Here is a 23,732-nt window from a genome sequence, read left to right as displayed (position 1 = left end):
AGATCGTGCGGCTTTTTTGTAGTTGAATCACGTGTCTTGTTTGTTGCTCAGAACCTTGCCGGTAGTGGCATCGAAGTCCACGTCCCACTCGGTACCGTCAGCCAGACGCAGCTCGACTTCATATTCGTAACCATTGAAGTGGTTGTCCAGGTCGGTATCGGTAATCGTGGCACCCGGGTGTAACTTCAGTGCGGCCTGATTCATTTCTTCCAGTGGTTTGATCTTGCCACTTTTGACCAACTCAGGGATTTGGTCGACACGAATGTCAGCCTGGGCCAGGCCAGCGGTGAGGGTCAGGGCAGCAGCGGTGAACAGGGCAGTTAAGGTTTTCATGAAGTTCTTTCCTTGGGTGAGCTGTTTAAGTGGGATCAGGTTAGCTCGCGCAACTTAATTCACCCTTAAAAACGGGCTTCGATTGCGCCGTTTGTTCAATTCCGTCACTCCGGAAACCTTTCATGCTGCGACCTCGATCAATGGAGGTGGCGATGAAATACATCTTTGCGCGGATCTATGCGCCAGTGTTCTGGGGCGGATTCATTGGGGCCGGTCTTTGGTTAATGGGCGTTACCGGATTATGGGTGGGATGGCTGTTGCCGGTGTTTCTCGCAGCCCTGACCGTGTCGTTTCTGGCCGAATGGGCTTTACCCTATGAGGCGTGCTGGAATCGCTCGGCCGGTGATCGCGCCCGTGACATTGTTCACGCGCTGGTCAACGAGGCGTTGAACACCCTCGGACTGCTGGCGTTACCGGGCCTGGTGGCGCTGCTGTCATTCGATGGCGCATGGCCAAGGGACTGGCCGCTGTGGTCGCAACTGGCGCTGGCGATTTTCATCGCCGACGCCGGTTTCAGCCTGATGCACTACGCCAGTCACCGCGTGCAGTGGTTGTGGCGTCTGCATGCGGTGCATCACAGCGTTCAACGGCTGTACGGCTTCAATGGCTTGATGAAACATCCGTTGCATCAAGCCATTGAAGCCTCTGCGGGGCTGTTGCCGTTGTTGCTGCTGGGCATCCCGCTGGACGTGGCGGCACTGCTGGTATTTGTCATCGCCATCCAGTTGCTGCTGCAACATTCCAATGTCGATATGCAGCTGGGGTACTTGCGCTGGATATTCGCCTGGGCGCCGGTGCATCGCTTTCATTACATGAAATATGGGCGGGCCGGCGACGTGAACTTCGCCTTGTTCTTCAACCTGTGGGACTGGCTTCTGGGGACCGGGTTTTACACAGCGGGTTATGAAATCCGTCAGGGCGACCTGGGCATCGGCAGCCGTCCAGACTTCCCTCGCGACTACATGGCGCAATTGCGGGACCCGTTCGGGCCGGTGTCGTTGAGCAAAGAGCCCGCAGTACCTGAGCCGTTGCGGCGCTGAATCAAGCCAGCAGACGTAGATCGATGTGATGCAACGCTTGGCGAGCGGTCACGCCGAAGAGCTTTTTCAGGCTCCGAGAGAAGTGCGCAGAATCGGCAAACCCGGCCTCGTGCGCCGCGTCGGTCACGGAGCTACCGGCCAGGATCAGCACCATCGACAGACGCAGTCGTCGCCACAGCACCAGCCTGCGCACGGGCAGACCGAGCTGGCTGGCGAACAGCCGTTGCAATTGACTCAAGGACAGGTGCGCCTCGGCGGCTAATGCGCTGGCCGGCACCTTGGTCGTCAGCAAACTGTCTAGGGTAGACAAGGCGCGCTCGATCCGAGGATCGCCAAGGGATCGGCGCGGGCAATAGCGAATGGCATGGTCGAAGTTCTCCAGAGAGAGGGCGGCGTCGAACACGCAATTGTGCAGTGTTTGGCCATCGAACATCAGTGGCTCGGCATAGACCGTGAACACCGCATCCGGCGATTCGACAATGGCGTGGCAGGTTTGAGAGGGGATGAACAGGCGATGGGCTGTTTGGTTCTTTCCGTCGAGACTGACGGTGACCGGTCGATCAGGGGCCAGGATCAGTTGATGGGCGTAATGGGCATGGGGCGCGGTGCGCCCCAGCTCTGCGTGGATCAGACCATAGTCACGCCCTAACCACAGGCGGCCTGTCCATTCGGTGTTTTGCGTCACTCAGTACCCGTTGTTCTGCAACAACTGCGCAACGCTCGCCGCCGCCGGACGTTTATAAAACTTCAGCAGTTCACTGGCGCGGTTGGTGAAGATGCCGTCGACGCCGGCATCCGCCACTTTCTGATAATCCACGGCATCGTCGATGGTATAGACGTGCACAAGCAGGCCCTGATCGTGGGTGTACTGATTCATCCACGGTTTCACCAGGTCCGAATAGCTCTGATCGCCACCCTTGGTCAGCGCGGCTGAAGGGCCGGTACCCATAGCGCCCTGGGCCTTGGCGTACTCGACCCATTGCTGGAATTCGGCTTTGTCTTTCGGTTCCTGTTTGGCGTAGTAAGTCGCTTTGTCCTTGTCACCGGACTCGGCGAACGTCACTTTGGATTTCGGCTCGATGCTGCCTTCGCCCACCCACAGCAGCAGGATTTTCGGCACTTGCGGCATTTCCTTCTCGAGCAGTTCGAGGCTGCTCTTCTCAAAGGTTTGCAGCACTACTTTGCCTTTGCCCTGGCCGACCGCCAGATTGCTCTTCGCCAGTTTGGAAACGGTCGGGCTCAGCCAGCCGCGATCTTGCAATTTGTCTCTGAGATCACGCTCGATGCCGGGAAACTGCTTTGGCTCCTTGGTTTCGATGTACAGGCCAGGCTTGTGCAGCGGATTGCCTTGGGCGATGTCGATGATTTCGTCCAGGGTCAGGATCTTCAGGCCTGCGTAGCTCGGACGCGCGCGATCCGGGTAAGCGGTGTTGAACCAGCTGCCGGCATCCAGGGTTTTGAGTTCGGCGATGGTGAATTCGTTGGCTGGGCTGTCCTTGCGTTCAGGGAATTTGGTGGCGACGTCGGTGGTGCGTTGCAGGTTGTTGTCGTGCAGGACGAACAGCACGCCATCCTTGCTGCGTTGCAGGTCCATTTCCAGGTAGTCGGCACCCAGATCGCGAGCCAGTTTGTAGGCCGCGGCGGTGGATTCCGGTGCATCGAAGGACGCGCCGCGGTGGGCGATCACCGCCGGGTGCGGAATGCCCAAACGGGTCGCCAGTGCTGTGGGGCTTGGCTCGCTGGCGGCCTGTGCCTGGCCGAGGCCGAGCATCAGGCTCAGCAGCAGGGCGCCTTGGGTAAAGGTAACAGGCATGATCGAAGTCCTTTTGCGATGAGATTTCAAAGACGTATCTTTTAGCAACTGAGCGCCGCTTGCGCTATCGCCAGACCGACATAAACATGTTTAAAGGAGAATTTTTCAACGCGTTTGTATGGCGCATTGCAGTACTCTTGGCCGAGGCGTTTCCCCGGCAGAGGGAAACCCGTTCGCTTGCCCTGCGTGTAAACCATCGATCACCGGTCCTTTGCGACCTTTTGTGAGGTTTACCATGCGCATCACTTCCCAGCTCATTTGCCAGGCCGCCGACCAACTCAAAGGCTTCGTCGGTCTTAATCGCAAGACCGGTCATTACATCGTGCGTTTCAGTGAGGATTCGTTCGGTATGGATGTGGCTGATGACGGCATCATTCCCACCAGTGAGTTTGTCTGGGCGCCAGGGCCTGAGCAGACCATGACGCTCAAGCGTGAGCTGATCCAGTTGCTGCTGGATCAGAACATCGATGACCGGATCAATATTACCGAGCCGTTGCGGGTGTACATGAACCGGCGGGAAGTGCCGCAGATTACGGCGGTGAGGAGTCTGGTGCGGGGTTGATGTTTTGTTGTGTCTGTTCTGGCCTCTTCGCGAGCAAGCCTCGCTCCTACAGGTCGTGTTGAATTCCTGTAGGAGCGAGGCTTGCCCGCGAAGGCGATTTAAAAAACACCGCAGCAATCACTGCTCAAACGAATATGCCCGCTCAACCCTGCACACCCGCGTATGACACGCCGAATACCAGGTCGACCGCCCGCGCTCGCGAATCGCGCTGTGCTCGGGGTGGTGTTTCCAGGCCAGGATCGCCGCTTCGCTGGCCCAGTAGGACACCGTAATCCCAAGCCCATCCGCACCCCGGGCCGATTCCACGCCAAGGAAGCCGGGTTGCTCACGGGCCAGTTCAACCATGCGTTCGGCGGCCTGTTCGTAACCGTGATCGCCGTCGGTGCGCAGCGAGGTGAAAATCACGGCGTAGTAAGGCGTTGCAGGTGTCTGGGCGATCATGGTTTTTACCTCGCACAGGCCTCGATCAACGCCCGGACCAACGGCGGCAGAATGCCCTTGAGCGCGGCGCGCTCCGGTTGGAACAGCGTCGCGACAAAGAACGGATGATCTTTTAGCTCCACTGCCCGCAGATCCCCTGCCGAATCGTGGCCAACTGCGTGTAACTGTTGTTTCAGTAGCTCAGGTTCAAATTCAGGATTCACACCATAACGGCAGCGATATCCCTCGCGAATCTCAGCGCTTTCGTACGCCTTGGCGATCAACGAGCCTTCAATCAAATGAATGCTGTCGACAGCCTCCACCAGCGAACAGCTCAGCGGCGTGAGCAACGCCCGCGTCGCGTCGGGCGCTGTCTCGCCGTGTTCGGCATCTTTCCAGTCCAAAACATTGCGGGCGAATTCGAGTACCGCGTGCTGAAAACCGCCGCAAGTGCCGAGAAACGGTCGCTGCTGCTCGCGGGCAAAACGGATCGCCCGTAACGCACCGTCCATGTCGCGGTATGGGCTGGCAGGCACGCACCAGAAACCATCGAAGTCATCCAGTGGCGTATCGGCGTTGATATGGTCAGTGGCCAGCCATTGAAACTGTATGTCCTTGCCTGAGTGTTCGGCGGCCATGCCGAGGGCTACGGGGATGGCTTGGTGGGCGGTGACCTGTGGGTCGTGATCGCCGATCAGGGCGATGCGGATGGCGCTGGTTTCCATGAGTGATCTCGACGCTTGTTGATTCCTGGCACCCACTATAGATTGGCGTTCACGCAATCAATATTGGCGTTATCCCAATTGATTAATGCATCGATGCACTATCGGCTGGACTACCCGGACCTGTCCCTGATCCTCGCCTTGGTGCGCGGCGGCTCTCTGGCCAGGGCTTCGACGTTATTGAAGGTCGACGTCTCGACGGTGTTTCGCGCCGTCCGCCGACTGGAAGCCGCGCTGGGCCAGCAACTGTTCGAAAAGAGCCGTGCCGGTTACCTGCCGACCACGCTGGCACAGACCCTGGCCGAGCAGGCTGAACGCGCCGAACAAGCGCTGGAGGCGGCGCGCATTGGCGTGGAGCAGGGTGGTGAAGTGGTCAGCGGCACCGTGCGTCTGACCTGCACCGATTCGGTCCTGCAAAGTCTGCTGTTGCCGGCGCTGGCGCGGTTCATGCCGTCTTACCCGGCGTTGACCCTTGAACTCAGCACTTCCAACGATTTCGCCAACCTCAGCCGTCGCGATGCCGACATCGCCTTGCGGCTGACCCGCACACCGCCCGAGCATCTGGTTGGCCGGCGTCTGGCAGATATTTCCTACCGGGTCTGTGCCAGCGCGGCCTATCTGCAATCGGTCGATTCCGACGACCTGGCCGCCTTGACCTGGATCGCCCCGGACGATTTCCTGCCCGATCACCCCACCGTCGCCTGGCGCCGTCAGCAATTGCCTGGCGTGACACCCGGTTATCGCTGCAACAGCATGTTGTCGGTGACCGAGTTGGTGCGGGCCGGGCTGGGTGTTGCGGCATTGCCGGACTTCCTGATCGGTGACGGACTGCAACCGTTGACCGACCCCTTGCACGGTTACGACACCGCGCTGTGGTTGCTCACACGCCCGGACTGCCGCGCGTTGCGCTCGGTGGTGACGTTGTTCGATGAGTTGGGGCGGGCGCTGAAGTTGCCTTGAGTCGGATCACGCCTTCGGTGGCTCTTTGCCTACGAAGTGTTGATGCATTTCCGATGTCAGGCTTTCTATGCGTTCGGTCAGGGTCTTGGTGATTTCGGTGAGCCGGGTGTTTTGCTCCAGCAGCTCCATCAGTTGCGCGGTGTTTTGCGCGGCCTGGGCCTGACGTTCGCTGTTGGCCACGGCCAAGGCTTCGCGATGTCGCGCATCGGCGTCTGACTGGGCTTTGTCCCGCGCCGCCTGACGCGTCTGGGCCAGCAGAATCAGCGGCGCGGCATAGGCCGATTGCAGGCTGAACGCCAGGTTGAGCAGGATAAACGGGTACACATCGAAGTGAGTCACGCCGAACAGGTTCAGGCAGACCCAGATCACCACAATCAGGGTCTGGGCGCCGAGAAAGATCGGCGTGCCGAAGAACCGCGCAAAGGCCTCGGCGCGCAGGGCAAAACGGTCGGTACCAAAGGTGGGTGCCAGGTGAGCGTGAGGGCGATGGAAGCGCAGGTGATCGACGGGGGCGGTGGTTTCGGTTTCGCTGGTCGGGGTGCTCATGATGCTCTCTGCATGGCGCTGGGACTGAGGCTCACTATAGCCCCAGCGCCAGTTTCATTCTGAAACACATTACGATGTTCTATTCAGGGCGCCCGGACAGCGATAAAAGTGGCGGACATTGTCATTTTTTGCAGCCCGATTCAGCGCTCATAACAGGCCAGGAACATGTCCAGCGCCGACTCCACGACAGTGTGCTGCATCTCGGGCGAAAGGCCTGGCTGGCCCATGGAAATCTGTGGCCAGAACGCAAAGGACTTGAGCAATCCCTGGACCTGTTGCGCGGCGAACTCAGGCGCGATCGGTTTCAATCGGCCATCAGCCTGGGCGGCGCGAATCCACAGGGTCAGGCCTTCTTCGCGTTCGCCCATTCGGGCGACCATGTTTTGCGCGCGCTCGGGAGAATGGATGGTGGCGGCAATCGCCACCCGCGCCAGGTCGAGAAAATTATCATCGGCCAGCATTTGCAGTTTCGCCTGCAACATCAGACGCAGTTGATCGCGCAGCGGCAGGTCAGGGCGGTAGGCCGTTTCCTGTTCGGCCGTCACCCGCGTCCACAATTGATTGAGAATTTCGGCGAACAACTCTTCCTTGCTCGGGAAGTGGTTGTACACCGTGCGCTTCGACACGCCCGCGGTAGCGGCGATCTTGTCCATGCTGGTGATGTCGAAACCGTTGGCACGGAATTCGGCAATCGCCGCCTGGATGATGGCTTCGCGTTTACGGTCGGTGAGGCGCTGTAGAGCTGTCATAAATACGCTTCGGCAGGAAGAAGTGGAGAATTACACTAGATAGTTTACTTGTGATCGGCTTTGATGCAACCTTGAAACTACACTGTGCAGTGTAATGTTGCGTTAATCCTGCACCGTGAAAAATGGAATCTCCGGCTGATGCGTGCGTGCCTTGGCCATTTATCGTCCCAAGCGGAAAATCGTGAATTGTGCGGTTTTTCTGGAGCCATTCAGTCATGACCACTTCAACCTCCCCTGCCGATAGCGTCTCCACGCCTGAAGCTTCCCGTCAGGTAGAAGGGCACTTCCGAAATCATGCGCCCGTGCAACGTGAAGGCCTTCGAAAAATGTTGCGCATCATGTGGAACATGATCTTCCACAAACCGCGTAATACCCGCCCGACGGCGCCGGTCCCGGTGCAAACCCTGACCCAGGCAGCGTTGATAGCCGCGCCCAACCACAGCGTCTATCGCCTCGGCCATTCCACGGTTCTGCTGAAGCTGCGGGATAAATTCTGGATCACCGACCCGGTCTTCGCTGAACGCGCCTCACCGGTGCAATGGGCCGGCCCCAAGCGTTTCCACCAACCGCCGATCAGCCTCGAAGACTTGCCGCCGATTGAAGCGGTGATCCTGTCCCACGATCACTACGACCACCTCGATCATCAGGCCGTCCTCAAACTGGCGGACAAGACCCGGTACTTCCTCACACCGCTGGGCGTGGGCGATACCCTGATCAAGTGGGGCATCGATGCCAGCAAAGTACGGCAACTGGATTGGTGGCAGAGCACCGAGGTCGATGGCCTTCAATTTGTCGCCACACCCTCGCAGCACTTTTCCGGTCGTGGCCTGTTCGACAGCAACAGTTCCCTTTGGGCATCGTGGGTGATGATCGACGGCGACACGCGGATCTTCTTCAGCGGCGACAGCGGCTATTTCGACGGCTTCAAACGCATTGGCGAACAGTACGGCCCGTTCGACCTGACCCTGATGGAAACCGGCGCCTACAACGTCGAGTGGCCTCACGTTCACATGCAGCCCGAGCAAACCCTGCAAGCGCACATTGACCTTAAAGGGCGCTGGTTGCTGCCCATCCACAACGGCACCTTCGACTTGTCGATGCACGCTTGGTACGAACCCTTTGATCGTATTTTGGCGTTGGCCTGGGATCGGAATGTCTCCATCACCACCCCGCAAATGGGCGAGGCGTTTAACGTGATGTATCCGCAGCGGGGCAGCGCGTGGTGGTCGGAGTTGGAAGATGTAAGCGATCAGGTGGCGCCTCAGAACGCTTGATGTTGTGCTGCCGGGCCGCTCGCTATAGGAGCGGCCCTATGCCGGTCAGTTATGCCGTAATGCGATCTGTAGCAGCTGGCGAAGCCTGCGTTCGGCTGCGCAGCAGTCGTAAAATCAGAGATTGCGGTACGTCAGGCAGACCGCGTCAGCCGGATTCACGACTGCTGCGCAGCCGAACGCAGGCTTCGCCAGCTGCTACAAAGAGGATGTCGCGGTGGTATTAGGTGGATATTTCGAGATCTTTGCGACGGTCAACTCGCGAAATTTTCCATGGAGTATTTCGTCCAGTTCTTCCTGAGACAGTCCGAGCCTTTGCGCAGCCTCGGTCTTACTCAGACGACCGGCTTCCAGGAGCATGCCGATCTTCATGACGTGTTCGGCTTTGGCCCGCATCTCACCCGCATCGGCGGACCCCCGCGCCTCGTAAGCGCAGCAGTTGCTTTCGTCGTTTTCATTCATCCGCTGAAACCTCACTCAACCATCGCATAATCTGCCCGCCCCACCGGATCCGGCGTAGACCCTTTCACATTCATCCCTCGACCCGGTGCAAACCCCGGGAAGAACACCAAACCTTGCGATTCAAACCGATACGCCAAGGCCAGTCGGGTGACATCCAGCACATCACGCTCCGCCTCGAAACGCTGAATGGCATCAACGGAAACTCCGGCCTCCTCAGACAACTCCTCGACACTCCAGCCCAGCATCGCTCGGGCCTGGGCGCAGTGGGCGGGGGTGAACTGGAAGAGGGCGATACGTTCCAGGGTAATTTTCATCGCAAGAGAGGCCATGGTGTTCTCCGGAGCTCAAAAGTGGCGATTCGATAAAATACTGTGTTTTTGTACAGTTATTTTATGCCCGGATCAAACTCATTTTTTGATCGATTCTGTTTTTCGCTCAGGCAGGAGCGTGGGACCGACTACGCTACTTCTATGCGGGATCGAAACCTCAATGGGATTTCAACTCCCGTTAGCGGCAATGATTGAACGTCAGCTTTCTGATATTCAATACAAGGAAAGGTGGCGTTTCAGACGCAGTGCGCCACAGCGTTATGCAGGGAAGGGAATCATGAACAGATTACGTCTGCTATGTGCCCTGATCGGTTTCACAAGTCTGCCGGTCCTGGCCGATATGGCATCGTTAAACAAAGAGGCCTTTGTCACCAACCTGATCAATCAGATGACCCTGGAGGAAAAAATCGGCCAACTGCGATTGATCGCCATTGATGAGAACATGACGCCCGAAAAAATACGCCAAGAGATCACCGCCGGGCGAATTGGTGGTACGTACGGCTCTGTGAGCCGTTACGTAAACCGACCCATGCAGGACGCGGCTCAACAAAGCCGCCTGAAAATCCCGATGTTTTTCGGCTGGGACGTGATACACGGCCATCGAACCATTTTTCCCATTGGCCTGGCGTTGGCCTCCAGCTGGGATATTGGCGCTATCGAATTGAGCGGTCGAACGGCGGCGAAAGAAGCCAGTGCTGACGGTATCGATTTGACCTTCGCACCCATGATAGATATTGCCCGTGACCCTCGTTGGGGGCGCACCTCCGAAGGCTTCGGCGAAGACACCTACCTGGTGTCGCGCATTGCCAAAGCGATGGTTCAGGCCTACCAGGGCACAAGCCCGAATGCACCCGACAGCATCATGGCCAGCGCCAAACACTTTGCGTTGTATGGTGCTGTCGAGGGTGGACGCGACTACAACAGCGTCGACATGGGCCTGGCCAGGATGTACCAGGACTACCTGCCACCTTATCGTTCGGCGATTGAGGGTGGCGCGGGGGCGATGATGGTGGCGCTTAACTCGATAAATGGCGTGCCCGCCGCTTCCAATGCATGGTTGATGCAAGACCTGCTTCGCAAGGCATGGGGCTTCAAGGGACTGGTCATCAGCGACCATAACGGGATAAACGATCTGGTTCAGCATGGTGTGGCGAAGAATCACCGCGAAGCGGCCAGGCTCGCGATCAGGGCTGGCGTTGATATGAGCATGAACGACTTCTCCTATGGTCCGGAGCTATCGGGGCTGCTTGAGTCTGGCGCTATCTCCCAGAGCAATATCGATAACGCGGTGCGGGAAGTGCTGGGGGCCAAGTACGATATGGGGCTGTTCGAAGACCCTTACCGGCGCATCGGCGTTGCCAGTGAAGACCCCGCGGATAACAATGCTGAAAACCGTCTGCACAGAGCGCAGGCCCGTGAGGTGGCACGCAAGACGTTGGTGCTGCTGAAGAACGAAAACGGGCTCTTGCCGCTAAAAAAAGAGGCTGTGATCGCGCTCATAGGCCCGTTGGCAAAAAGTACCGTCGACATCATGGGCAGTTGGTCTGCAAGCGGCGTGGCCTCGCAATCGGTGACGATCTACGACGGGCTGAAAAACGCGATGACCCAGGGCTCGCTGATCTATGCCCGAGGCGCCAATCTCGAGGAGGATCAGGAGGTTGTTAAATACCTGGAATACCAGGGAGTGTCCGAAATCGCGAACGACCCTCGTCCGGCAGCAGAAATGATTGACGAAGCGGTCAAGGCTGCACAGCAAGCCGATGTAGTGATTGCCGTGGTGGGTGAACCCCGCAGCATGTCTCATGAAGCGGCCAGTCGAACCAGCCTCGATCTGCCTGGGCGTCAGAGTGAATTGATCACTGCCCTGAAAGCCACCGGCAAGCCACTGGTACTGGTATTGATGAACGGCCGGCCGCTTTCCATCGGCAAGGAACAGAAACAGGCCGATGCAATTCTGGAAACCTGGTACAGCGGCTCCGAGGGAGGTAATGCCGTTGCCGATGTGTTGTTCGGGGACTACAACCCGTCCGGCAAGTTACCCATCACCTTTCCACGCTCCGTGGGGCAGATCCCGAATTACTACAGTCACTTGAACACCGGTCGCCCCTACATAGCGGGTGCGCTTCGCAACTACACGTCTCAATATTTCGATCAATCCCACGGTCCGCTTTATCCTTTCGGCTATGGGCTGAGTTATACCGATTTCAGCCTGACCGACATGGCCCTGTCTTCGACCACACTGAGCAAGACCGACAACCTCGTCGCCAGCGTCATCGTGAAGAATATCGGCCAGCGCGACGGCGAAACGGTGGTTCAGCTGTATATCCGCGATGTCGTTGGATCCGTCAGCCGTCCGGTCAAAGAACTGAAGAACTTTCAAAAAATCATGCTCAAGGCCGGAGAGGAGAAAGCGGTCCATTTCAGCATCAATGAGAACGACTTGAAGTTCTTCAACGCCCAGTTGGAACACGTCGCCGAACCGGGCGAGTTCCGGGTGCAGATAGGTCTGGATTCTCAGGATGTGAAGGAGCAGAGTTTTGAGTTGCTGTCAGAACAAGGCAGTGGCTAAGGCCAGGAATTTTGAGACGCACATCGTACCTGTGGCGAGGGAGCTTGCTCCCGCTCGACTGCGCAGCAGTCGCCAATCCGATGCATGCGGTGTGCCTGACAGAACAAGGTTGCAGGTTTTAGGACTGCTTCGCAGCCCAGCGGGAGCAAGCTCCCTCGCCACAGGTTATGCACTGGGCATGTGTTTTTTTTGGCCTCGCTATTTCACCCCCTCCAACCAGACGGACGGTGCCTGCCCCAGCACACGACGAAACATGGTCGAGAACGCTGCCGGGCTGTCATAGCCAAAATCCAGGGCAATCCGCGTCACCGGCGTGCCCACCGCCAGCCGCGCCAAGGCCAGCACCACACAGGCCCGCTGCCGCCATTGGCTGAAGCTCAGGCCGGTTTGTTGACGAAACAGGCGATTGAAAGTACGCAGGCTGATATGCAGCTGATCGGCCCATTGTTGCGGCGATTGATGAATGTTCGGTTGCTGGAGAAACGTCTGACATAGCCCGAGCAGCCGCAAATCGACAGGCAACGGAATGTGCAACGGCAAGTGAGCGCTACGGGCCAGTTCGTGCAGCAGCAAGTCGATCAAAACACCGTCTCGCCCGGCCTCGTCGTACTCCGGCGCAACCTCCACCGCATCCATCAGCAAATGCCGCATCAACGGCGAAACACTGATCACCTGGCAGCGGTTTCCCAAGTCGACCGCCTCTGGTTCGATGTACACACTGCGGGTGCTCACCCCCAGCATCAATACCTCATGCGCCACCCCCGGCGGAATCCACACCGCACGCTGCGGCGGCACCACCCAATTGCCGTCGTGCGTACTCACCTGCATCACCCCGGTGGCGCCGTACAACAACTGCGCCCGCCGGTGGGTATGGCGCGGCAGCCGATGACCGTAGGAGTAATCCGTACCGATGGCCACCACCGGCCGTGGTGTGGCGTCCAGCAGATCAATCGAAACATTGCGCATCGAGCGGTATCCAGCGGTTGGCGTAAACGCAAACATTATTGGCCTGCTTGCTGAAGCAGGCCAAGCCCTGATGCCAGTAAGTTAGGTGCGCAATGGGTGGGAGCGGGCTTGCTCGCGAAGACGGCGGCGCAGTCAACATTAATGTCGCCTGACACACCGCTTTCGCGAGCAAGCCCGCTCCCACATGGATTGCTCTTAACTTACCGGCAATAGGCCAAGCCCCATTGCTCTATCGTCGGCCACTCTCAACCAACGGACGATGCGTGATGTTCTTCTACCTCTTGCTGGCACTCTTCGGCTGCATGACCGGCGTCACCGCCGTGCTGTTCGGCTTCGGCGGCGGATTCGTCGTCGTGCCCTTGCTGTACTGCATGCTCACGGCCAGCCACGGCGCCGACGACCCCATCGGCCAATCGGCGATGCACATTGCGGTGGCCACCTCGACCTGCGTGATGGTCGTCAATGCCCTGATCGCCACCGCAAAGCATCACCGCGCCGGTAATCTCATTCGCCATTACCTGTGGCCATTGGGCGGGTTCATCGGCCTGGGCGCGATCGTCGGAGCCGTTGCAGCGATGTGGGCGAGTGGCGAGCTGATCCGTTTTGCCTTCATCGTTTACTTGGGCGTCACCCTACTGGACTGCCTGTTCAGACGCGGTTTCCTCACACAGTCTGACGCTGTAATCCCGCGGCGATTGGGCAGGGCAGAAGTGTCGGGCGGCGGTGTAGGCATTGGCACCATCGCCACTTTTCTCGGCGTGGGTGGCAGCGTCATGACCGTGCCGTTGCTACGACGTTGTGGGCTGAGCATGTCTCGGGCGACGTCCATGGCCAATCCATTGAGTTTGCCTGTGGCGTTGGCCGGGACGCTGACTTACATGGCTATGGCGGGGTTTACCGAGTTTGATCTGGGGTCGTGGTTTGTCGGTTATGTGGATGTGCTGGCGTTTGCGGTGCTGACGGTTGGGTCGCTAGTGGGGATTCGGCTGGCCACGCCGTGGATCGGGCGGATACCGGACCAAATACATGCGCGGGTATATATTGGTTTGCTAGTTTTGGTGATGCTGAGTATGTGCGCCAAGTAAGGTTGGATTACTGCGGTCTCGACGAGTCAGGTATTCAAGCGCGTGATCGGCGCAAAGAAGTGAAACGGGAAATTCGAGAACTGATGCAGCAGCTTGAGCAGGATTGACCGGACATTGCCATCTCGATTCTCAGACGCTGATTCGCCATACTCGGGGCCAATATTTCGTGAGTAGACGCTCTCTTCTTTCAAGGATGATTTGATGTTCAAAGGACTGTTTCGTCTTACCGGCATTGTCGCGCTGACGTGTTCCACTTTTTCTACCGTGCTGTGGGCTGAAAACGACACTCAGGTTTACACCGGAACCTTGGGTAAAATGCCGATTGTGCTGGAAGTGAACGCCAACGGCAGTGAGGGCCGCTACTTCTATCAAAAGTACCGCAAAGACCTCGTACTCTCTGGCAAAAAGGAAGGCGAACTCCTGCTCCTTGACGAGGGAATCCCGCGGTATGGCGAGCAAACAGCTCTCCCAAAAGTTCGCTTGCAGGGCCAACCCAACGGCTTGTCCGGCGAATGGACCAGCCCTCAGGGTAAAGTCCTCAAGATCGAGTTGCAGCAAGCCAATCTCCCGCCAGTGTCCGCCGATACCTTGCCCTATCTCGCAGCACTCCATGAAAATTCGCCTTACGAATTTCTGCGCCTTCAAGGCATGAAGCTCACGCAAGGAAAGACAGAAACGTTCAATGGCTACTCGCTGCAATGGTGGAGCGAGCCGCAAACCAGGACGACGCTGTTTGAAGTCGTGTCGGGCTACAGTGCCGAAGAACGTCAGCGCATCAATCAACAGTTGATGGGGCGCTTGTGGCAGGAAGTGGTGGGTTATTACGGATGCCTCGCCGGCGGTGGCGAGAACTTCTATAACCAAACGATCAAACCGTTGTTGATGACGCCTTCAGTCATCAGCCTGAACATCGGCACTGAGTACAACTGTGGCGGCGCTTACCCGGATCAAAACGATGTACCGCTTAACCTCGATGCCAAGACCGGGAAGCCCTTGGTACTTGAAGATGTTCTTTGGGTGGGGGAGGGGAAACCGCTGCATTACGAAGAACTTTACGCTGAAAGCGATCAATCACCTGACACGTTCACCGCGTTTTCTGCGTATCGCGCCAATGAGTTAGCGCCCTGGTTGGTGGCGCAGTTCATTAAGCTTTATCCGGATCAAATGACCAGTGATGAGGAGTGTGCCTACAGTGACGAAGATCCGTGGCGTTTCCTGTCTTGGCACTTCACCGAAAAGGGCATCAAGCTAGAGCCATCATTTCCCCATGTAGCCGCTTCGTGTGGGTATGTTGAATGGAGCGTCCTGCCTTACAGCGTCATCAAGCAACACCCCGGCGGTGTAGCGGTGCAACTGCCCTGAGACGAAGTTACTTATTCGCCACTACCGTTGGGCTGGACGGCTTTACCTCCTCATACACCGTCACCCGATTGCGCCCGGCCTTTTTCGACGCATACAGCGCGTGGTCCGCCCAGCCGATCAGGTCGGTGTAGTTGATCGAGGACTGGCTCAGGTCGGCCACTCCCAGGCTGATGGTGAAACGGATGCTCTGGCCGTTGTGCAGCACTTCCAGTCCTTCGACTGCCTTACGCAGACGCTCGGCGAAAACCTGTGCACCGGCCTTGTCGGTGTCCGAAAGCACCACGCCGAACTCTTCACCGCCATAACGCCCAGCCACATCGGAGTCGCGTACATGCTCGTGGACCAGCCTGGCGACTTGCTCGATGACCTTGTCGCCCGCCTGGTGACCATAGGTGTCGTTGACCCGCTTGAAGTGGTCGATATCGAACATCACCAGGCTGGTGGCATTGCCATAGCGCTGGTGCCGGGCATAGGCGGATTTCAGGCTTTCTTCCCAATGACCGCGGTTGTACAGGCCCGTCAGCCGATCGGTACTGGAGAGTTGCTGCAGTTGCGCATTGGCGGCCTGGAGCTGATGCCGGTTGGTGGCGACGTCGGTGACGTCATAGATCACTAGGCAGATATGGTTGATTTTGCTGTCGGTGGAGCGCAGCGGGAACAACGTGGTGTTCTGGTACATGAACTCTTCCTGGCCGGTGATCGGCTGGTAGTTCTTGAACCGCATCACATACGGGCGCTGCTCCCAGACAGTGAACGCTGGCGTGCCCAGGGTAACGACGCTTTCCACCTTGCGGCGGAACCATTGGCGGTCGATTTCGGGAAACAGACTGAAGAAATACTGATTGTGAGCGTCCTTGGGCTGTACCCCGGAGCGGTTCTCCATGAAGGCGTTCCAGACCTGCACACAGTAGTCGCGGTCGAGCACCACCACACCGACGTCGATGCTCTGGACGATCGCCAGCAACCAGTGAAACTCGTTCAGATCGATAGGATCGTTCATGGCTCAGTTCATCAAGTAGGCGAGTTTGTGGGTCAACCGCTCGATTGAGTCTTCCGTGAACAGCAACAATAGGTCGAAACGAATGTCATGCCCTTCCAGGCTGTAGCTGATTTCCACCGCCAGGGTCTTTCTCCAGCGCTTGTGATTGACCCGGATCAGCTCATCGATGGCCGCGTGCTGGCCGAGGATCTGCGGGTGGCCTTGAGAAAACGCCACATCGATCTGTTCGGCAATGCTGCTCAGGCAAGCACCGATCAGAACGCTGGAGAGGTCCAGCAGCATTTCCAGGTCCGAATAATCGGGGCTCTGACGCTGCATCAATTGCGCGATGTCGGTGATTTCCGAGTCGTGAAACATCAGCAGGGCTTCGCCGGCGATGCCACTGCCGATAAAACCCTGGCAGATGGCCGTGAGTTGCTTGCAGCTGCCGGCATCGGTCAGCGCCATGTGCAACTCGCCGACTTCGAGGATGTTCACGTTCGGGACTGGCAACTGTACAAATACGCCCAATACCTGGGCTATCAGGGCGGCGGCCCGGCCGATGGCAACGTTGACCGTTTCGCGGAACACATCGTGAAAACTGATGACCGTGTTCGCCGCCGGACGACTCCCCAGCGACGCCAGGCCAAGTTCCGTCAGTAGCCCCAGCTGACTGAGTGTCTGGCGCAGCTCGTGTTCGTCGAAAGGCTTTCTCAGGAACGCCAGCGCGCCCAGCTCACGCACGCGGCGCACCGCTTCTTTCTGAACGTCACCGGAGATCACAATGACTTGCGCCTTCAATCCTTCGGCGCGCAAGGCGCTTAACACCTGATAACCATCCATCTCCGGCATGGTCAGATCAAGCAGCACCACCTGCCCCAACCCCTGGCGTATGGCCTCCATTGCCTGGCGACCATTGCTGGCCTCGGTGACCGAAACCGACCAGTCCACCGGCAGCGCCCGTAACACCTGCTTACGGGCCATGTTGGAGTCGTCACATACCAGTAGGGGAGTCACTGACACAGATAGGGCACTCACCGGCGTTGAACATCAGGGAAAACACTACTGGCATCATGCCACAGGCTTATAAAGTCCACCTAGTGGACACAATGCTGTTCACTTAAGCCGTGATGCGATCTGTAGCAGCTGGCGAAGCCTGCGTTCGGCTGCGTAGCAGTCGTGAATCCGGCAAACGCGGTCTGCCTGACGCACCGCAGTTTTACGACTGCTACGCAGCCGAACGCAGCCTTCGGCAGCTGCTACAAGGAAGTGCGTCGCGGCTGAAATTGCTTAAGTGAACAGCATTGCATCTAATAGAGAAGGTTTACTGAGCGCGACGTCCAGCAGGGTGAGCCAATGACTATTGACTCGCCAAGCCTGGCGCCTCACGAATGATGAAGTGATCCAGGTTCTCAATATTGGCACTGAACACCCCGAACGTCTCTTCGGGATTTTTCTTGCTCGGCACCTGCTTCAACTCCGGCGTCACACCATAAAAGAAGCAATACAACTGCGCCTCACTGTCGACGGCGTGCTTGATCTCTTCTAGGAATGCTTTGCGCTTGCGGTAGTTGTCGATCAGCTTCTTGCTCAGGTAAACATTGACCGAGTAAGGCTTCTTCTTTGCCTCGTCCGGTTGCTTGAACCAGACCTTCTGTTCGAAATCGATGCGAAAGCTCTGGGTGTAATCCTTGATCTCCTTGATCTTGCCCCAGTAAATCAGCCCCTTGTTGTCCTGCAGGTATTCGATCTTCTTGAAGAACGACCCATAAGGCGCCGTGTGCTCGCCAATCTTCAGCGGCATGCGCTTGAGCAGCTCCTTATCCTCGAAGTTCGACACAAAACACTCCACCGGATGGGCGAAGACACTGGTCTTGTCCGGCGCCGACTCGCGGTTCGGATGCTCTGCATGACTGTCCGCTGAAGTGGTTTTCGGGGCATCTCGCATGACATCCGCCACCACCGCAGGGCTTGATGGCTTACGCACATACTCACGCCGAGTCAGCAACAACTCCGACGGGAAATGCTCCTCCCGACTGTCATCCGATTCCGCCCCGTCCGCCTCCAGGCCAGACGCCGGCGTCTTCAGGCTGACATAAGGACAACCCTCGACATGCCGCGTGCTGGGGATGTTCTTGAAATGCGGCGTGCGCACGTAATTCACATTCTTGGCGTTGAACGTCCCCAACACGTTGGCCACATCGAATGCCAAACGGCAGGCATCGTTGGGGCACTGGAAATGCTCCTTGGCGGAATCGAACTCCATGGTTTCGTCGAAATTCAAATCGCGCACGTCATAGATCGACAGCTTGTCGTCGAGGCTGAGGCAGTAGGCGAGGTCGAATTTCATGGCGGGCTCGGGTCCTAGAGGGGGGAAGGGTATTAATAGCGGGAGGCGGGGCGGGTTGCACTGACTGTTTTCAACACACCGCAAATCGATGGCAACACACCAAACCTGTGGGAGCGGGCTTGCCCGCGAATCCCAGCATCAACTCAGTCTATCTACCCAGCGCTGACTCCACAGCAACGCATCCTACTGTGGCGAGGGAGCTTGCTCCCGCTGGGCTGCGCAGCAGCCCCAAACCCGGCAAACGCGGTACATCAGACAGATCAAGTTGTTTGCTTGGCGACTGCTTCGCAGCCGAACGGGAGCAAGCTCCCTCGCCACAAATCTCATTCAGCCCGATTACTCACGTCTCAACCGCCCGACTTTGTCATAAAGCGAAGCAGTGAATTCATCCTTGTCGCTCGAATAGTGACAACGTCGATGGCAGTTAGGGCACAACGCCACGGTATTCTTCGGACGATCTGAGCCTTTCTGCGCCAAATGCTTAACATGATGGACTTCAAGGTATGGCGATCCATCAGCACACAGAAAAGGAGCTGCTTGATTACATCCCTCGCAGAAGCCTTGAGACTGCTTCAATACCCAATCAGTGATCCTTCGTGCCCGCGAATACCTAATGGTTGCGGAGCTGGTCTGGTTGGGATTCAGAATGCCTTCAGGTGCATCATCAAATTGAGGTGTCTGAGCCTCTAACAGCCGATACGTAAAGTGCTGGCTGGCTCGCGTTGGTTTTTTGCGAAATGCTTCGATATCTTTTTCGGCAAGAATCTTTCGAATTCGGTTACCAATCCCGGTGCCGACGTTTTTTGCAGATACATAGCCGACAATGTGGCTCAGACCCATTTGTTCCATCACAGCGGAGATGTTCTGCATGCGGTACTCAACCGACGAGGCGCTGCGCTTGCTCAACGGTCCTTCGCGTAAAAGACGATTCTCGTCAGCCTTCCTGAAAGTTTGATTGCTCTGCTCGAGACTCAACATCTTTAGATAGGCATCAACCGAAGCCTCAAGCTCCTGATCATCCCAGCCCGTTCTTTCTTTTGGAGTGCCCATACAATCGCCGAGGGTTGAAAACCCTCGGACGATACTGAGTGGCCATTACACCTGTCTACGAAAATTCCTACAGAAAAGACCGACGCATCCCTCAAGCGATCCTACAAAAACACCGTCGCTCTAACCCACCGAATGCTTCTACGATTGAAACACCTCCACAACCTTCCGCCACCAAGGCTTAACCACCGGCACCCGCCGCCGTGTGCGATTGAGCAACAGATAAGGCATGTCCCGTAGCCGAATCCAGCCTTCATCCTGCCAATGCAACAGACTCAACGACATCTCCGGCCAATCCAACAAACTCAACATCGGCCGATCCTCGTTTTTCGCCTGCCCCGCATCGCGCAATGCCGGCACCACCTGATGAGTCAACCACTCACGCAACAACCGATGCCCCGGCGCGTAGTGATACACCAACAACGCATACACACCGGATTCGCTGAGCATCAGTCGCTTCTCCGGTTGGCCATGGTATTCAATCAACAACGTATGCCGCTGATCCTCGTCCAGTTTGCGGACCACACGATCATTCAGATGAAAGCCCATTAAGCGACCCAGATCACGGGCGCAGAACCATGGTTGGTTTTCCAGGAGGAGGGCGTGAAGGTGGAGGTTGTGGCGGATGAAAACTGTAGTGGTGTAGGGATCAGACATGACCGATCTCCGAAACGGAGGGAGAGCGGAGTAGATTTTGTGTAGGCATAACCATTACCTCTACGCTGAATTTGGGAAGGCCAGAACCCGACGTAGAGGGACGTAAGAAATCCCAACAAGCAGTCTCTTTCAAACACAAAATTGCGCATGTCTTTGGGACAGCACGCGGCTCTATGTGAGGAAGTCAGCTTCTACGTTGGGTGTTTCTTAGGCACCTATGATAGAGCTTAAAGAGGCTTCGCTTGGGCATCAATGTGGAAGAAGCTGTAAGTTCTGTAGGAGTATCGTTGGATTGCCGTAGGGATGATTAAAGCGATTTCCGCACCCAGGCTCTTACCTCCGAATCACGCGCATAAACGCTGTGTAGGACACATCCGAAAACTCCGTAAGCCTTTTTTGTTTCCCCTATAGCAACGTCTACACCAGCACAAAATAAAGGAACATCTATGCCATTACTCAAATAAAGGACGTATCCGTGAAGCTGGAACGGAATCATTATTTTGGTCGTCATGGTGTTTCTTTCACAGTCGTGCACTTTACGGTTGAGCCGAGTGATCGAGGCCGACTTAGAGGGCTTTATTTATATGAGACGAAAGCTGCACATTTTCAAGGCAAAAGGTTGAAACAAGCGATGAGTGAATATGTTGGCGACGGGCTATTGTTGAGTATTGCGCTCATTCTGGGGTTCTTCGTTAGACCGTACCGGTACAGGAAATGGTTGGGTATCAGCGCTTTTGTCCTGGGTGGGGTGGCTGCTTTTATAGTGGTGCCGAAGATCGATGGGCTTGATCTTGGCGCTCTACCGATCATGGTTCTTTCTTTCGGTGCAGGTCTTTTTTTTGACAGGCATCGATACAGTAATGATGACTAAAACTGCCATTTCTAATGGATGAAAAAAGACCGCCTTTCGGCGGTCTTTTCAAGCGTGCTCGGTTCAGCGGGAATCACTCCCAGCCCAACCCCAGCCCCTCAACGCTGTGACAGATCCCCCATTTCTACGAATCAGTTTCAAAAGTTTTGTATGACGCGAAACTTTATCTCGCCTTTGCTATCTGACCGTCTCGGTACGTTGTAGGACTTTTCCTTTCGCTGCGTGCGAAGGCGCGTACCTCCCTCTATTCGTGTCAGTGCTACTGCCGTTTCCAGCGGCCTGACTCACCGTGCCTCTGATTCAGGCCACAAGGATGTGACATGCACCCAGATGCACGCTGCCGAACGTGTAAGCCGAGCACCGCTCGCCGTCTTGTTGACGTGACCCGTTCATCTCCACGTAACGCCAAGCGTCTCGCGCTACTTTCACTGGCCGTGTGGATCATGGGCGTGGGGGGCGCTGCGCAGGCTGCCGGGCCTGAAGAAGAGCTGCTGCGCCAGCGTGAGCGCGAACGGGTGCTGCGTGATCAATTGGAGTCACGGCCGGACGTGCGCCTTCAGGCGGCGCCGGTGACCGAGGGGGGCACACGCTTGCCCGCCAAGGAAAGCCCCTGCTTTGCCATCAACGAAATCCGCCTGATTGGCGAGGCGTCCGAAAAGTTTCAGTGGGCACTGCGCGCCGCCAATCCCAAGCATGACCCCGCCATAGGGCATTGCCTGGGCGGTGCCGGGATTAACCTGACGATGAAGCGCATGCAGAACGCGATCATCGAAAGGGGTTACGTCACCACCCGCGTTCTCGCTGAAGCCCAGGACTTGAACAGCGGGATTCTGGTACTGACCCTGATGCCGGGGCGCATCCGCGAGATTCGTTTCGCCGAAGGCACCAGCCACCGTGCCAATGCCTGGAATGCCGTACCCGCCAATCCTGGCGATCTGCTCAACCTGCGTGACATCGAGCAGGCGCTGGAAAACTTCAAACGCGTGCCTACGGTTGAAGCCGACATCCAGATCGCACCTGCCCGCGCCGCCGACGCCAAACCCGGTGAGAGTGACGTGGTGATTGCCTGGCGCCAGCAGTTTCCGGCCCGCATGAGCCTGTCCGTGGACAACTCGGGCAGCAAGACTACCGGTAAATATCAGGGCAACCTGTCGCTGTCCCTGGATAACCTGCTGTCGCTCAACGACTTATTCTACGCCAGCGTTAACCATGACCTGGGTGGCGGCGAGTCCGGCCAGCGCGGCTCCGATGGCAGCACCCTGCATTACTCGCTGCCGTTCGGCTACTGGCAACTGGGTTTCACCAGCAGTGAATACAACTACGAACAGGCCGTCGCGGGCACCACCCAGACTTATCAATACCGTGGTGAGAGTCGCAACAACGAGTTGCGCCTGTCGCGCCTGCTGTACCGCGACGCCGTACGCAAGACCACCGCTTGGGGCAGCCTGTGGACGCGCTCGTCAGAGAACTTCATTGATGACACCGAAATCGGCAACCAGGATCGGCGCATGGCCGGCTGGCAGTTCGGGCTGAACCATCGCGAATTCATCGGCGCCTCGATTATTGACCTCGGTGCAGCTTATCGTCGCGGCACCGGTGCCCATCACTCGCTTCAAGCCCCTGAAGAGCCCTTTGGCGCAGGCACTTCACGCTCGCAAATCATCACCGCCGACGCCCAATTGCAGGTGCCATTCGTGGTCGGCGACCAGCGCTTGCGCTACATCAGCGGCTGGCGTGCGCAATGGAACCGTACCCCGCTGGTGCCTCAGGATCGCTTCTCGATCGGCGGGCGCTACAGCGTGCGGGGCTTTGATGGTGAAAACACACTTTCCGCTGACCGTGGCTGGACTTTGCGCAACGAAGTCGGCCTGGCTTTGGGGCAGACCGGCCAGGAGCTTTACACCGGTGTCGACTACGGCGAAGTCAGCGGTCAATCCAGTGAATTCCTGATTGGTCAGCGCCTGGCGGGGGCCGTGGTGGGCATACGCGGTGGTTACAAAGGCCTGTTTTATGACTGGTCGCTGGGCACCCCGTTGAAGAAGCCCGATGGCTTCGAGACGGCAAACGTGACCAGCGCCTTCACCGTCATCTGGTCATTCTGAGGTGATCCCATGCAATTCGAGACACTAGACATTACCGCCCCCGGTCTGATCGACGAACCCTGGAACGAAGCCGCCGTGTTCGGCTCGGCCACTTGGCTGTGGATGCATTCCAAAGCCCATCGCGATGCACCGTTGCACAGCCTGCCGACGCTGTTGTTGCCCGCCCTCAAGCATCGCCAGTTCGTGCTCGGTACTGAACACGGCAAACCGGTGTTTTTCCTGTCCTGGCTCAACTTCGACGAGGCCGCCGAGCAACGCTATTTGCAGCAGTCGCCGTTGACGCTGACTGAAACCGATTGGAACAGCGGCGAGCGCCTCTGGCTCAACGACTGGATTGCACCCTTTGGCCACACCGCTGCATTGAGCCGGTTGCTGCAGCGTCACCTATTCGCTAATCGTTGCGCGCGTGCCCTCTATCACCGAGGCGATGAGCGCGGTCTGCGGGTCAAGACATTCCAAGGGATCGGTGTCATCCCTGAGCAGGCCAAGGCCTGGTTTGCCGCCCATCCGCTGGCAATCGCACCGTAACCCCACCCT

The 23,732-nt window shown here is 57.4% G+C and carries 25 protein-coding genes; 10 read left to right on the top strand and 15 right to left on the bottom strand.

What is annotated here, in order from left to right:
- Window positions 1-27 precede the first annotated feature (27 nt).
- Window positions 28-333, bottom strand: coding sequence for a PepSY domain-containing protein (locus tag ACA044_RS23320; protein ID WP_497443470.1), 306 nt, complete (start codon window positions 331-333; stop codon window positions 28-30).
- Window positions 334-485: 152 nt separating this feature from the next.
- On the opposite strand from ACA044_RS23320, the gene ACA044_RS23315 reads away from it, so the two are divergent.
- Complete coding sequence (locus ACA044_RS23315) at window positions 486-1,373, top strand: sterol desaturase family protein (RefSeq protein ID WP_497443469.1); 888 nt, start codon at window positions 486-488, stop codon at window positions 1,371-1,373.
- Between the two features lies 1 nt (window position 1,374).
- Here ACA044_RS23315 and ACA044_RS23310 read toward each other — a convergent pair whose 3' ends face one another.
- Entirely contained in the window at window positions 1,375-2,058 is a 684-nt protein-coding gene (locus tag ACA044_RS23310) for a helix-turn-helix transcriptional regulator (RefSeq protein WP_497443468.1), read from the bottom strand.
- Window positions 2,059-3,186, bottom strand: a complete 1,128-nt coding sequence (locus tag ACA044_RS23305; protein WP_497443467.1) for a glycerophosphodiester phosphodiesterase — start codon at window positions 3,184-3,186, stop codon at window positions 2,059-2,061.
- A 235-nt stretch (window positions 3,187-3,421) separates the two neighbouring features.
- Here ACA044_RS23305 and ACA044_RS23300 point away from each other — a divergent pair, with 235 nt between their 5' ends.
- Complete coding sequence (locus tag ACA044_RS23300; protein ID WP_497443466.1) at window positions 3,422-3,748, top strand: DUF2025 family protein; 327 nt, start codon at window positions 3,422-3,424, stop codon at window positions 3,746-3,748.
- A 117-nt stretch (window positions 3,749-3,865) separates the two neighbouring features.
- On the opposite strand, the gene ACA044_RS23295 is transcribed toward ACA044_RS23300, so the two are convergent.
- Window positions 3,866-4,189: an antibiotic biosynthesis monooxygenase family protein gene (locus ACA044_RS23295; protein ID WP_497443465.1), complete on the bottom strand. Its 324-nt coding sequence runs from the start codon at window positions 4,187-4,189 to the stop codon at window positions 3,866-3,868.
- Window positions 4,190-4,194: 5 nt separating this feature from the next.
- Window positions 4,195-4,893 (bottom strand): CTP synthase C-terminal region-related (seleno)protein, encoded by a 699-nt coding sequence (locus ACA044_RS23290; RefSeq protein WP_497443464.1) that lies wholly within the window; start codon window positions 4,891-4,893, stop codon window positions 4,195-4,197.
- 15 nt (window positions 4,894-4,908) lie between these two features.
- Between ACA044_RS23290 and ACA044_RS23285 the strand changes: the two genes are divergently transcribed.
- Window positions 4,909-5,850, top strand: a complete 942-nt coding sequence (locus tag ACA044_RS23285) for a LysR family transcriptional regulator (RefSeq protein WP_497443463.1) — start codon at window positions 4,909-4,911, stop codon at window positions 5,848-5,850.
- Between the two features lie 6 nt (window positions 5,851-5,856).
- Here ACA044_RS23285 and ACA044_RS23280 read toward each other — a convergent pair whose 3' ends face one another.
- Window positions 5,857-6,396 (bottom strand): DUF1003 domain-containing protein, encoded by a 540-nt coding sequence (locus ACA044_RS23280; RefSeq protein ID WP_497443462.1) that lies wholly within the window; start codon window positions 6,394-6,396, stop codon window positions 5,857-5,859.
- A gap of 140 nt (window positions 6,397-6,536) precedes the next feature.
- Window positions 6,537-7,145, bottom strand: a complete 609-nt coding sequence (locus tag ACA044_RS23275) for a TetR/AcrR family transcriptional regulator (RefSeq protein ID WP_497443461.1) — start codon at window positions 7,143-7,145, stop codon at window positions 6,537-6,539.
- A gap of 215 nt (window positions 7,146-7,360) precedes the next feature.
- Here ACA044_RS23275 and ACA044_RS23270 point away from each other — a divergent pair, with 215 nt between their 5' ends.
- Entirely contained in the window at window positions 7,361-8,419 is a 1,059-nt protein-coding gene (locus ACA044_RS23270) for an MBL fold metallo-hydrolase (protein WP_497443460.1), read from the top strand.
- A gap of 195 nt (window positions 8,420-8,614) precedes the next feature.
- Here ACA044_RS23270 and ACA044_RS23265 read toward each other — a convergent pair whose 3' ends face one another.
- Window positions 8,615-8,878, bottom strand: a complete 264-nt coding sequence (locus tag ACA044_RS23265) for an XRE family transcriptional regulator (protein WP_497443459.1) — start codon at window positions 8,876-8,878, stop codon at window positions 8,615-8,617.
- Between the two features lie 11 nt (window positions 8,879-8,889).
- On the bottom strand, window positions 8,890-9,207 hold the full coding sequence (locus ACA044_RS23260; RefSeq protein ID WP_497443458.1) for a helix-turn-helix domain-containing protein: 318 nt from the start codon (window positions 9,205-9,207) through the stop codon (window positions 8,890-8,892).
- A 277-nt stretch (window positions 9,208-9,484) separates the two neighbouring features.
- Here ACA044_RS23260 and bglX point away from each other — a divergent pair, with 277 nt between their 5' ends.
- Window positions 9,485-11,776, top strand: a complete 2,292-nt coding sequence (gene bglX, locus ACA044_RS23255; protein ID WP_497447292.1) for a beta-glucosidase BglX — start codon at window positions 9,485-9,487, stop codon at window positions 11,774-11,776.
- A gap of 198 nt (window positions 11,777-11,974) precedes the next feature.
- Here bglX and ACA044_RS23250 read toward each other — a convergent pair whose 3' ends face one another.
- A complete protein-coding gene (locus tag ACA044_RS23250) occupies window positions 11,975-12,742 on the bottom strand; it encodes an AraC family transcriptional regulator (protein WP_497443457.1) in 768 nt (255 codons plus the stop codon).
- Window positions 12,743-13,008: 266 nt separating this feature from the next.
- Here ACA044_RS23250 and ACA044_RS23245 point away from each other — a divergent pair, with 266 nt between their 5' ends.
- On the top strand, window positions 13,009-13,827 hold the full coding sequence (locus ACA044_RS23245; RefSeq protein ID WP_497443456.1) for a sulfite exporter TauE/SafE family protein: 819 nt from the start codon (window positions 13,009-13,011) through the stop codon (window positions 13,825-13,827).
- A 201-nt stretch (window positions 13,828-14,028) separates the two neighbouring features.
- Window positions 14,029-15,189: a hypothetical protein gene (locus ACA044_RS23240; protein ID WP_497443455.1), complete on the top strand. Its 1,161-nt coding sequence runs from the start codon at window positions 14,029-14,031 to the stop codon at window positions 15,187-15,189.
- 7 nt (window positions 15,190-15,196) lie between these two features.
- On the opposite strand, the gene ACA044_RS23235 is transcribed toward ACA044_RS23240, so the two are convergent.
- The 5 genes from ACA044_RS23235 to ACA044_RS23215 form a co-directional block, all read right to left on the bottom strand.
- Window positions 15,197-16,189: a sensor domain-containing diguanylate cyclase gene (locus ACA044_RS23235; protein WP_497443454.1), complete on the bottom strand. Its 993-nt coding sequence runs from the start codon at window positions 16,187-16,189 to the stop codon at window positions 15,197-15,199.
- Window positions 16,190-16,192: 3 nt separating this feature from the next.
- The gene (locus ACA044_RS23230; RefSeq protein ID WP_497443453.1) at window positions 16,193-17,191 is read right to left on the bottom strand and encodes a response regulator; all 999 of its coding nucleotides are present in this window, start codon (window positions 17,189-17,191) and stop codon (window positions 16,193-16,195) included.
- Window positions 17,192-17,528: 337 nt separating this feature from the next.
- Window positions 17,529-18,518, bottom strand: a complete 990-nt coding sequence (locus ACA044_RS23225; protein WP_497443452.1) for a hypothetical protein — start codon at window positions 18,516-18,518, stop codon at window positions 17,529-17,531.
- A gap of 336 nt (window positions 18,519-18,854) precedes the next feature.
- Window positions 18,855-19,568 (bottom strand): HNH endonuclease, encoded by a 714-nt coding sequence (locus tag ACA044_RS23220; RefSeq protein ID WP_497443451.1) that lies wholly within the window; start codon window positions 19,566-19,568, stop codon window positions 18,855-18,857.
- A gap of 138 nt (window positions 19,569-19,706) precedes the next feature.
- A complete protein-coding gene (locus tag ACA044_RS23215; RefSeq protein WP_497443450.1) occupies window positions 19,707-20,222 on the bottom strand; it encodes a BRO-N domain-containing protein in 516 nt (171 codons plus the stop codon).
- Between the two features lie 475 nt (window positions 20,223-20,697).
- On the opposite strand from ACA044_RS23215, the gene ACA044_RS23210 reads away from it, so the two are divergent.
- The 3 genes from ACA044_RS23210 to ACA044_RS23200 all read left to right on the top strand — a co-directional run bounded on the left by ACA044_RS23210 (window position 20,698) and on the right by ACA044_RS23200 (window position 23,723).
- The gene (locus ACA044_RS23210) at window positions 20,698-21,093 is read left to right on the top strand and encodes a hypothetical protein (protein WP_497443449.1); all 396 of its coding nucleotides are present in this window, start codon (window positions 20,698-20,700) and stop codon (window positions 21,091-21,093) included.
- A gap of 443 nt (window positions 21,094-21,536) precedes the next feature.
- Entirely contained in the window at window positions 21,537-23,195 is a 1,659-nt protein-coding gene (locus ACA044_RS23205; RefSeq protein ID WP_497447291.1) for a ShlB/FhaC/HecB family hemolysin secretion/activation protein, read from the top strand.
- A 9-nt stretch (window positions 23,196-23,204) separates the two neighbouring features.
- On the top strand, window positions 23,205-23,723 hold the full coding sequence (locus ACA044_RS23200; protein ID WP_497443448.1) for a toxin-activating lysine-acyltransferase: 519 nt from the start codon (window positions 23,205-23,207) through the stop codon (window positions 23,721-23,723).
- The last annotated feature ends 9 nt before the right edge of the window (window positions 23,724-23,732 follow it).

The sequence above is a fragment of the Pseudomonas sp. LBUM1673 genome (genome assembly GCF_059695645.1).
Note: the sequence above shows the minus strand (reverse complement) of the source record. Positions and strands in the feature narration are given on the sequence as shown.

Coding starts and splice junctions, on each gene's coding strand:
- ACA044_RS23320 (WP_497443470.1), bottom strand. CDS start 333: ATGAAAACCTTAACTGCCCTGTTCACCGCTGCTGCCCTGACCCTCACC.
- ACA044_RS23315 (WP_497443469.1), top strand. CDS start 486: ATGAAATACATCTTTGCGCGGATCTATGCGCCAGTGTTCTGGGGCGGA.
- ACA044_RS23305 (WP_497443467.1), bottom strand. CDS start 3,186: ATGCCTGTTACCTTTACCCAAGGCGCCCTGCTGCTGAGCCTGATGCTC.
- ACA044_RS23300 (WP_497443466.1), top strand. CDS start 3,422: ATGCGCATCACTTCCCAGCTCATTTGCCAGGCCGCCGACCAACTCAAA.
- ACA044_RS23295 (WP_497443465.1), bottom strand. CDS start 4,189: ATGATCGCCCAGACACCTGCAACGCCTTACTACGCCGTGATTTTCACC.
- ACA044_RS23290 (WP_497443464.1), bottom strand. CDS start 4,893: ATGGAAACCAGCGCCATCCGCATCGCCCTGATCGGCGATCACGACCCA.
- ACA044_RS23280 (WP_497443462.1), bottom strand. CDS start 6,396: ATGAGCACCCCGACCAGCGAAACCGAAACCACCGCCCCCGTCGATCAC.
- ACA044_RS23275 (WP_497443461.1), bottom strand. CDS start 7,145: ATGACAGCTCTACAGCGCCTCACCGACCGTAAACGCGAAGCCATCATC.
- ACA044_RS23270 (WP_497443460.1), top strand. CDS start 7,361: ATGACCACTTCAACCTCCCCTGCCGATAGCGTCTCCACGCCTGAAGCT.
- ACA044_RS23265 (WP_497443459.1), bottom strand. CDS start 8,878: ATGAATGAAAACGACGAAAGCAACTGCTGCGCTTACGAGGCGCGGGGG.
- ACA044_RS23260 (WP_497443458.1), bottom strand. CDS start 9,207: ATGGCCTCTCTTGCGATGAAAATTACCCTGGAACGTATCGCCCTCTTC.
- bglX (WP_497447292.1), top strand. CDS start 9,485: ATGAACAGATTACGTCTGCTATGTGCCCTGATCGGTTTCACAAGTCTG.
- ACA044_RS23250 (WP_497443457.1), bottom strand. CDS start 12,742: ATGCGCAATGTTTCGATTGATCTGCTGGACGCCACACCACGGCCGGTG.
- ACA044_RS23245 (WP_497443456.1), top strand. CDS start 13,009: ATGTTCTTCTACCTCTTGCTGGCACTCTTCGGCTGCATGACCGGCGTC.
- ACA044_RS23240 (WP_497443455.1), top strand. CDS start 14,029: ATGTTCAAAGGACTGTTTCGTCTTACCGGCATTGTCGCGCTGACGTGT.
- ACA044_RS23235 (WP_497443454.1), bottom strand. CDS start 16,189: ATGAACGATCCTATCGATCTGAACGAGTTTCACTGGTTGCTGGCGATC.
- ACA044_RS23225 (WP_497443452.1), bottom strand. CDS start 18,518: ATGAAATTCGACCTCGCCTACTGCCTCAGCCTCGACGACAAGCTGTCG.
- ACA044_RS23220 (WP_497443451.1), bottom strand. CDS start 19,568: ATGGGCACTCCAAAAGAAAGAACGGGCTGGGATGATCAGGAGCTTGAG.
- ACA044_RS23215 (WP_497443450.1), bottom strand. CDS start 20,222: ATGTCTGATCCCTACACCACTACAGTTTTCATCCGCCACAACCTCCAC.
- ACA044_RS23205 (WP_497447291.1), top strand. CDS start 21,537: ATGGGCGTGGGGGGCGCTGCGCAGGCTGCCGGGCCTGAAGAAGAGCTG.
- ACA044_RS23200 (WP_497443448.1), top strand. CDS start 23,205: ATGCAATTCGAGACACTAGACATTACCGCCCCCGGTCTGATCGACGAA.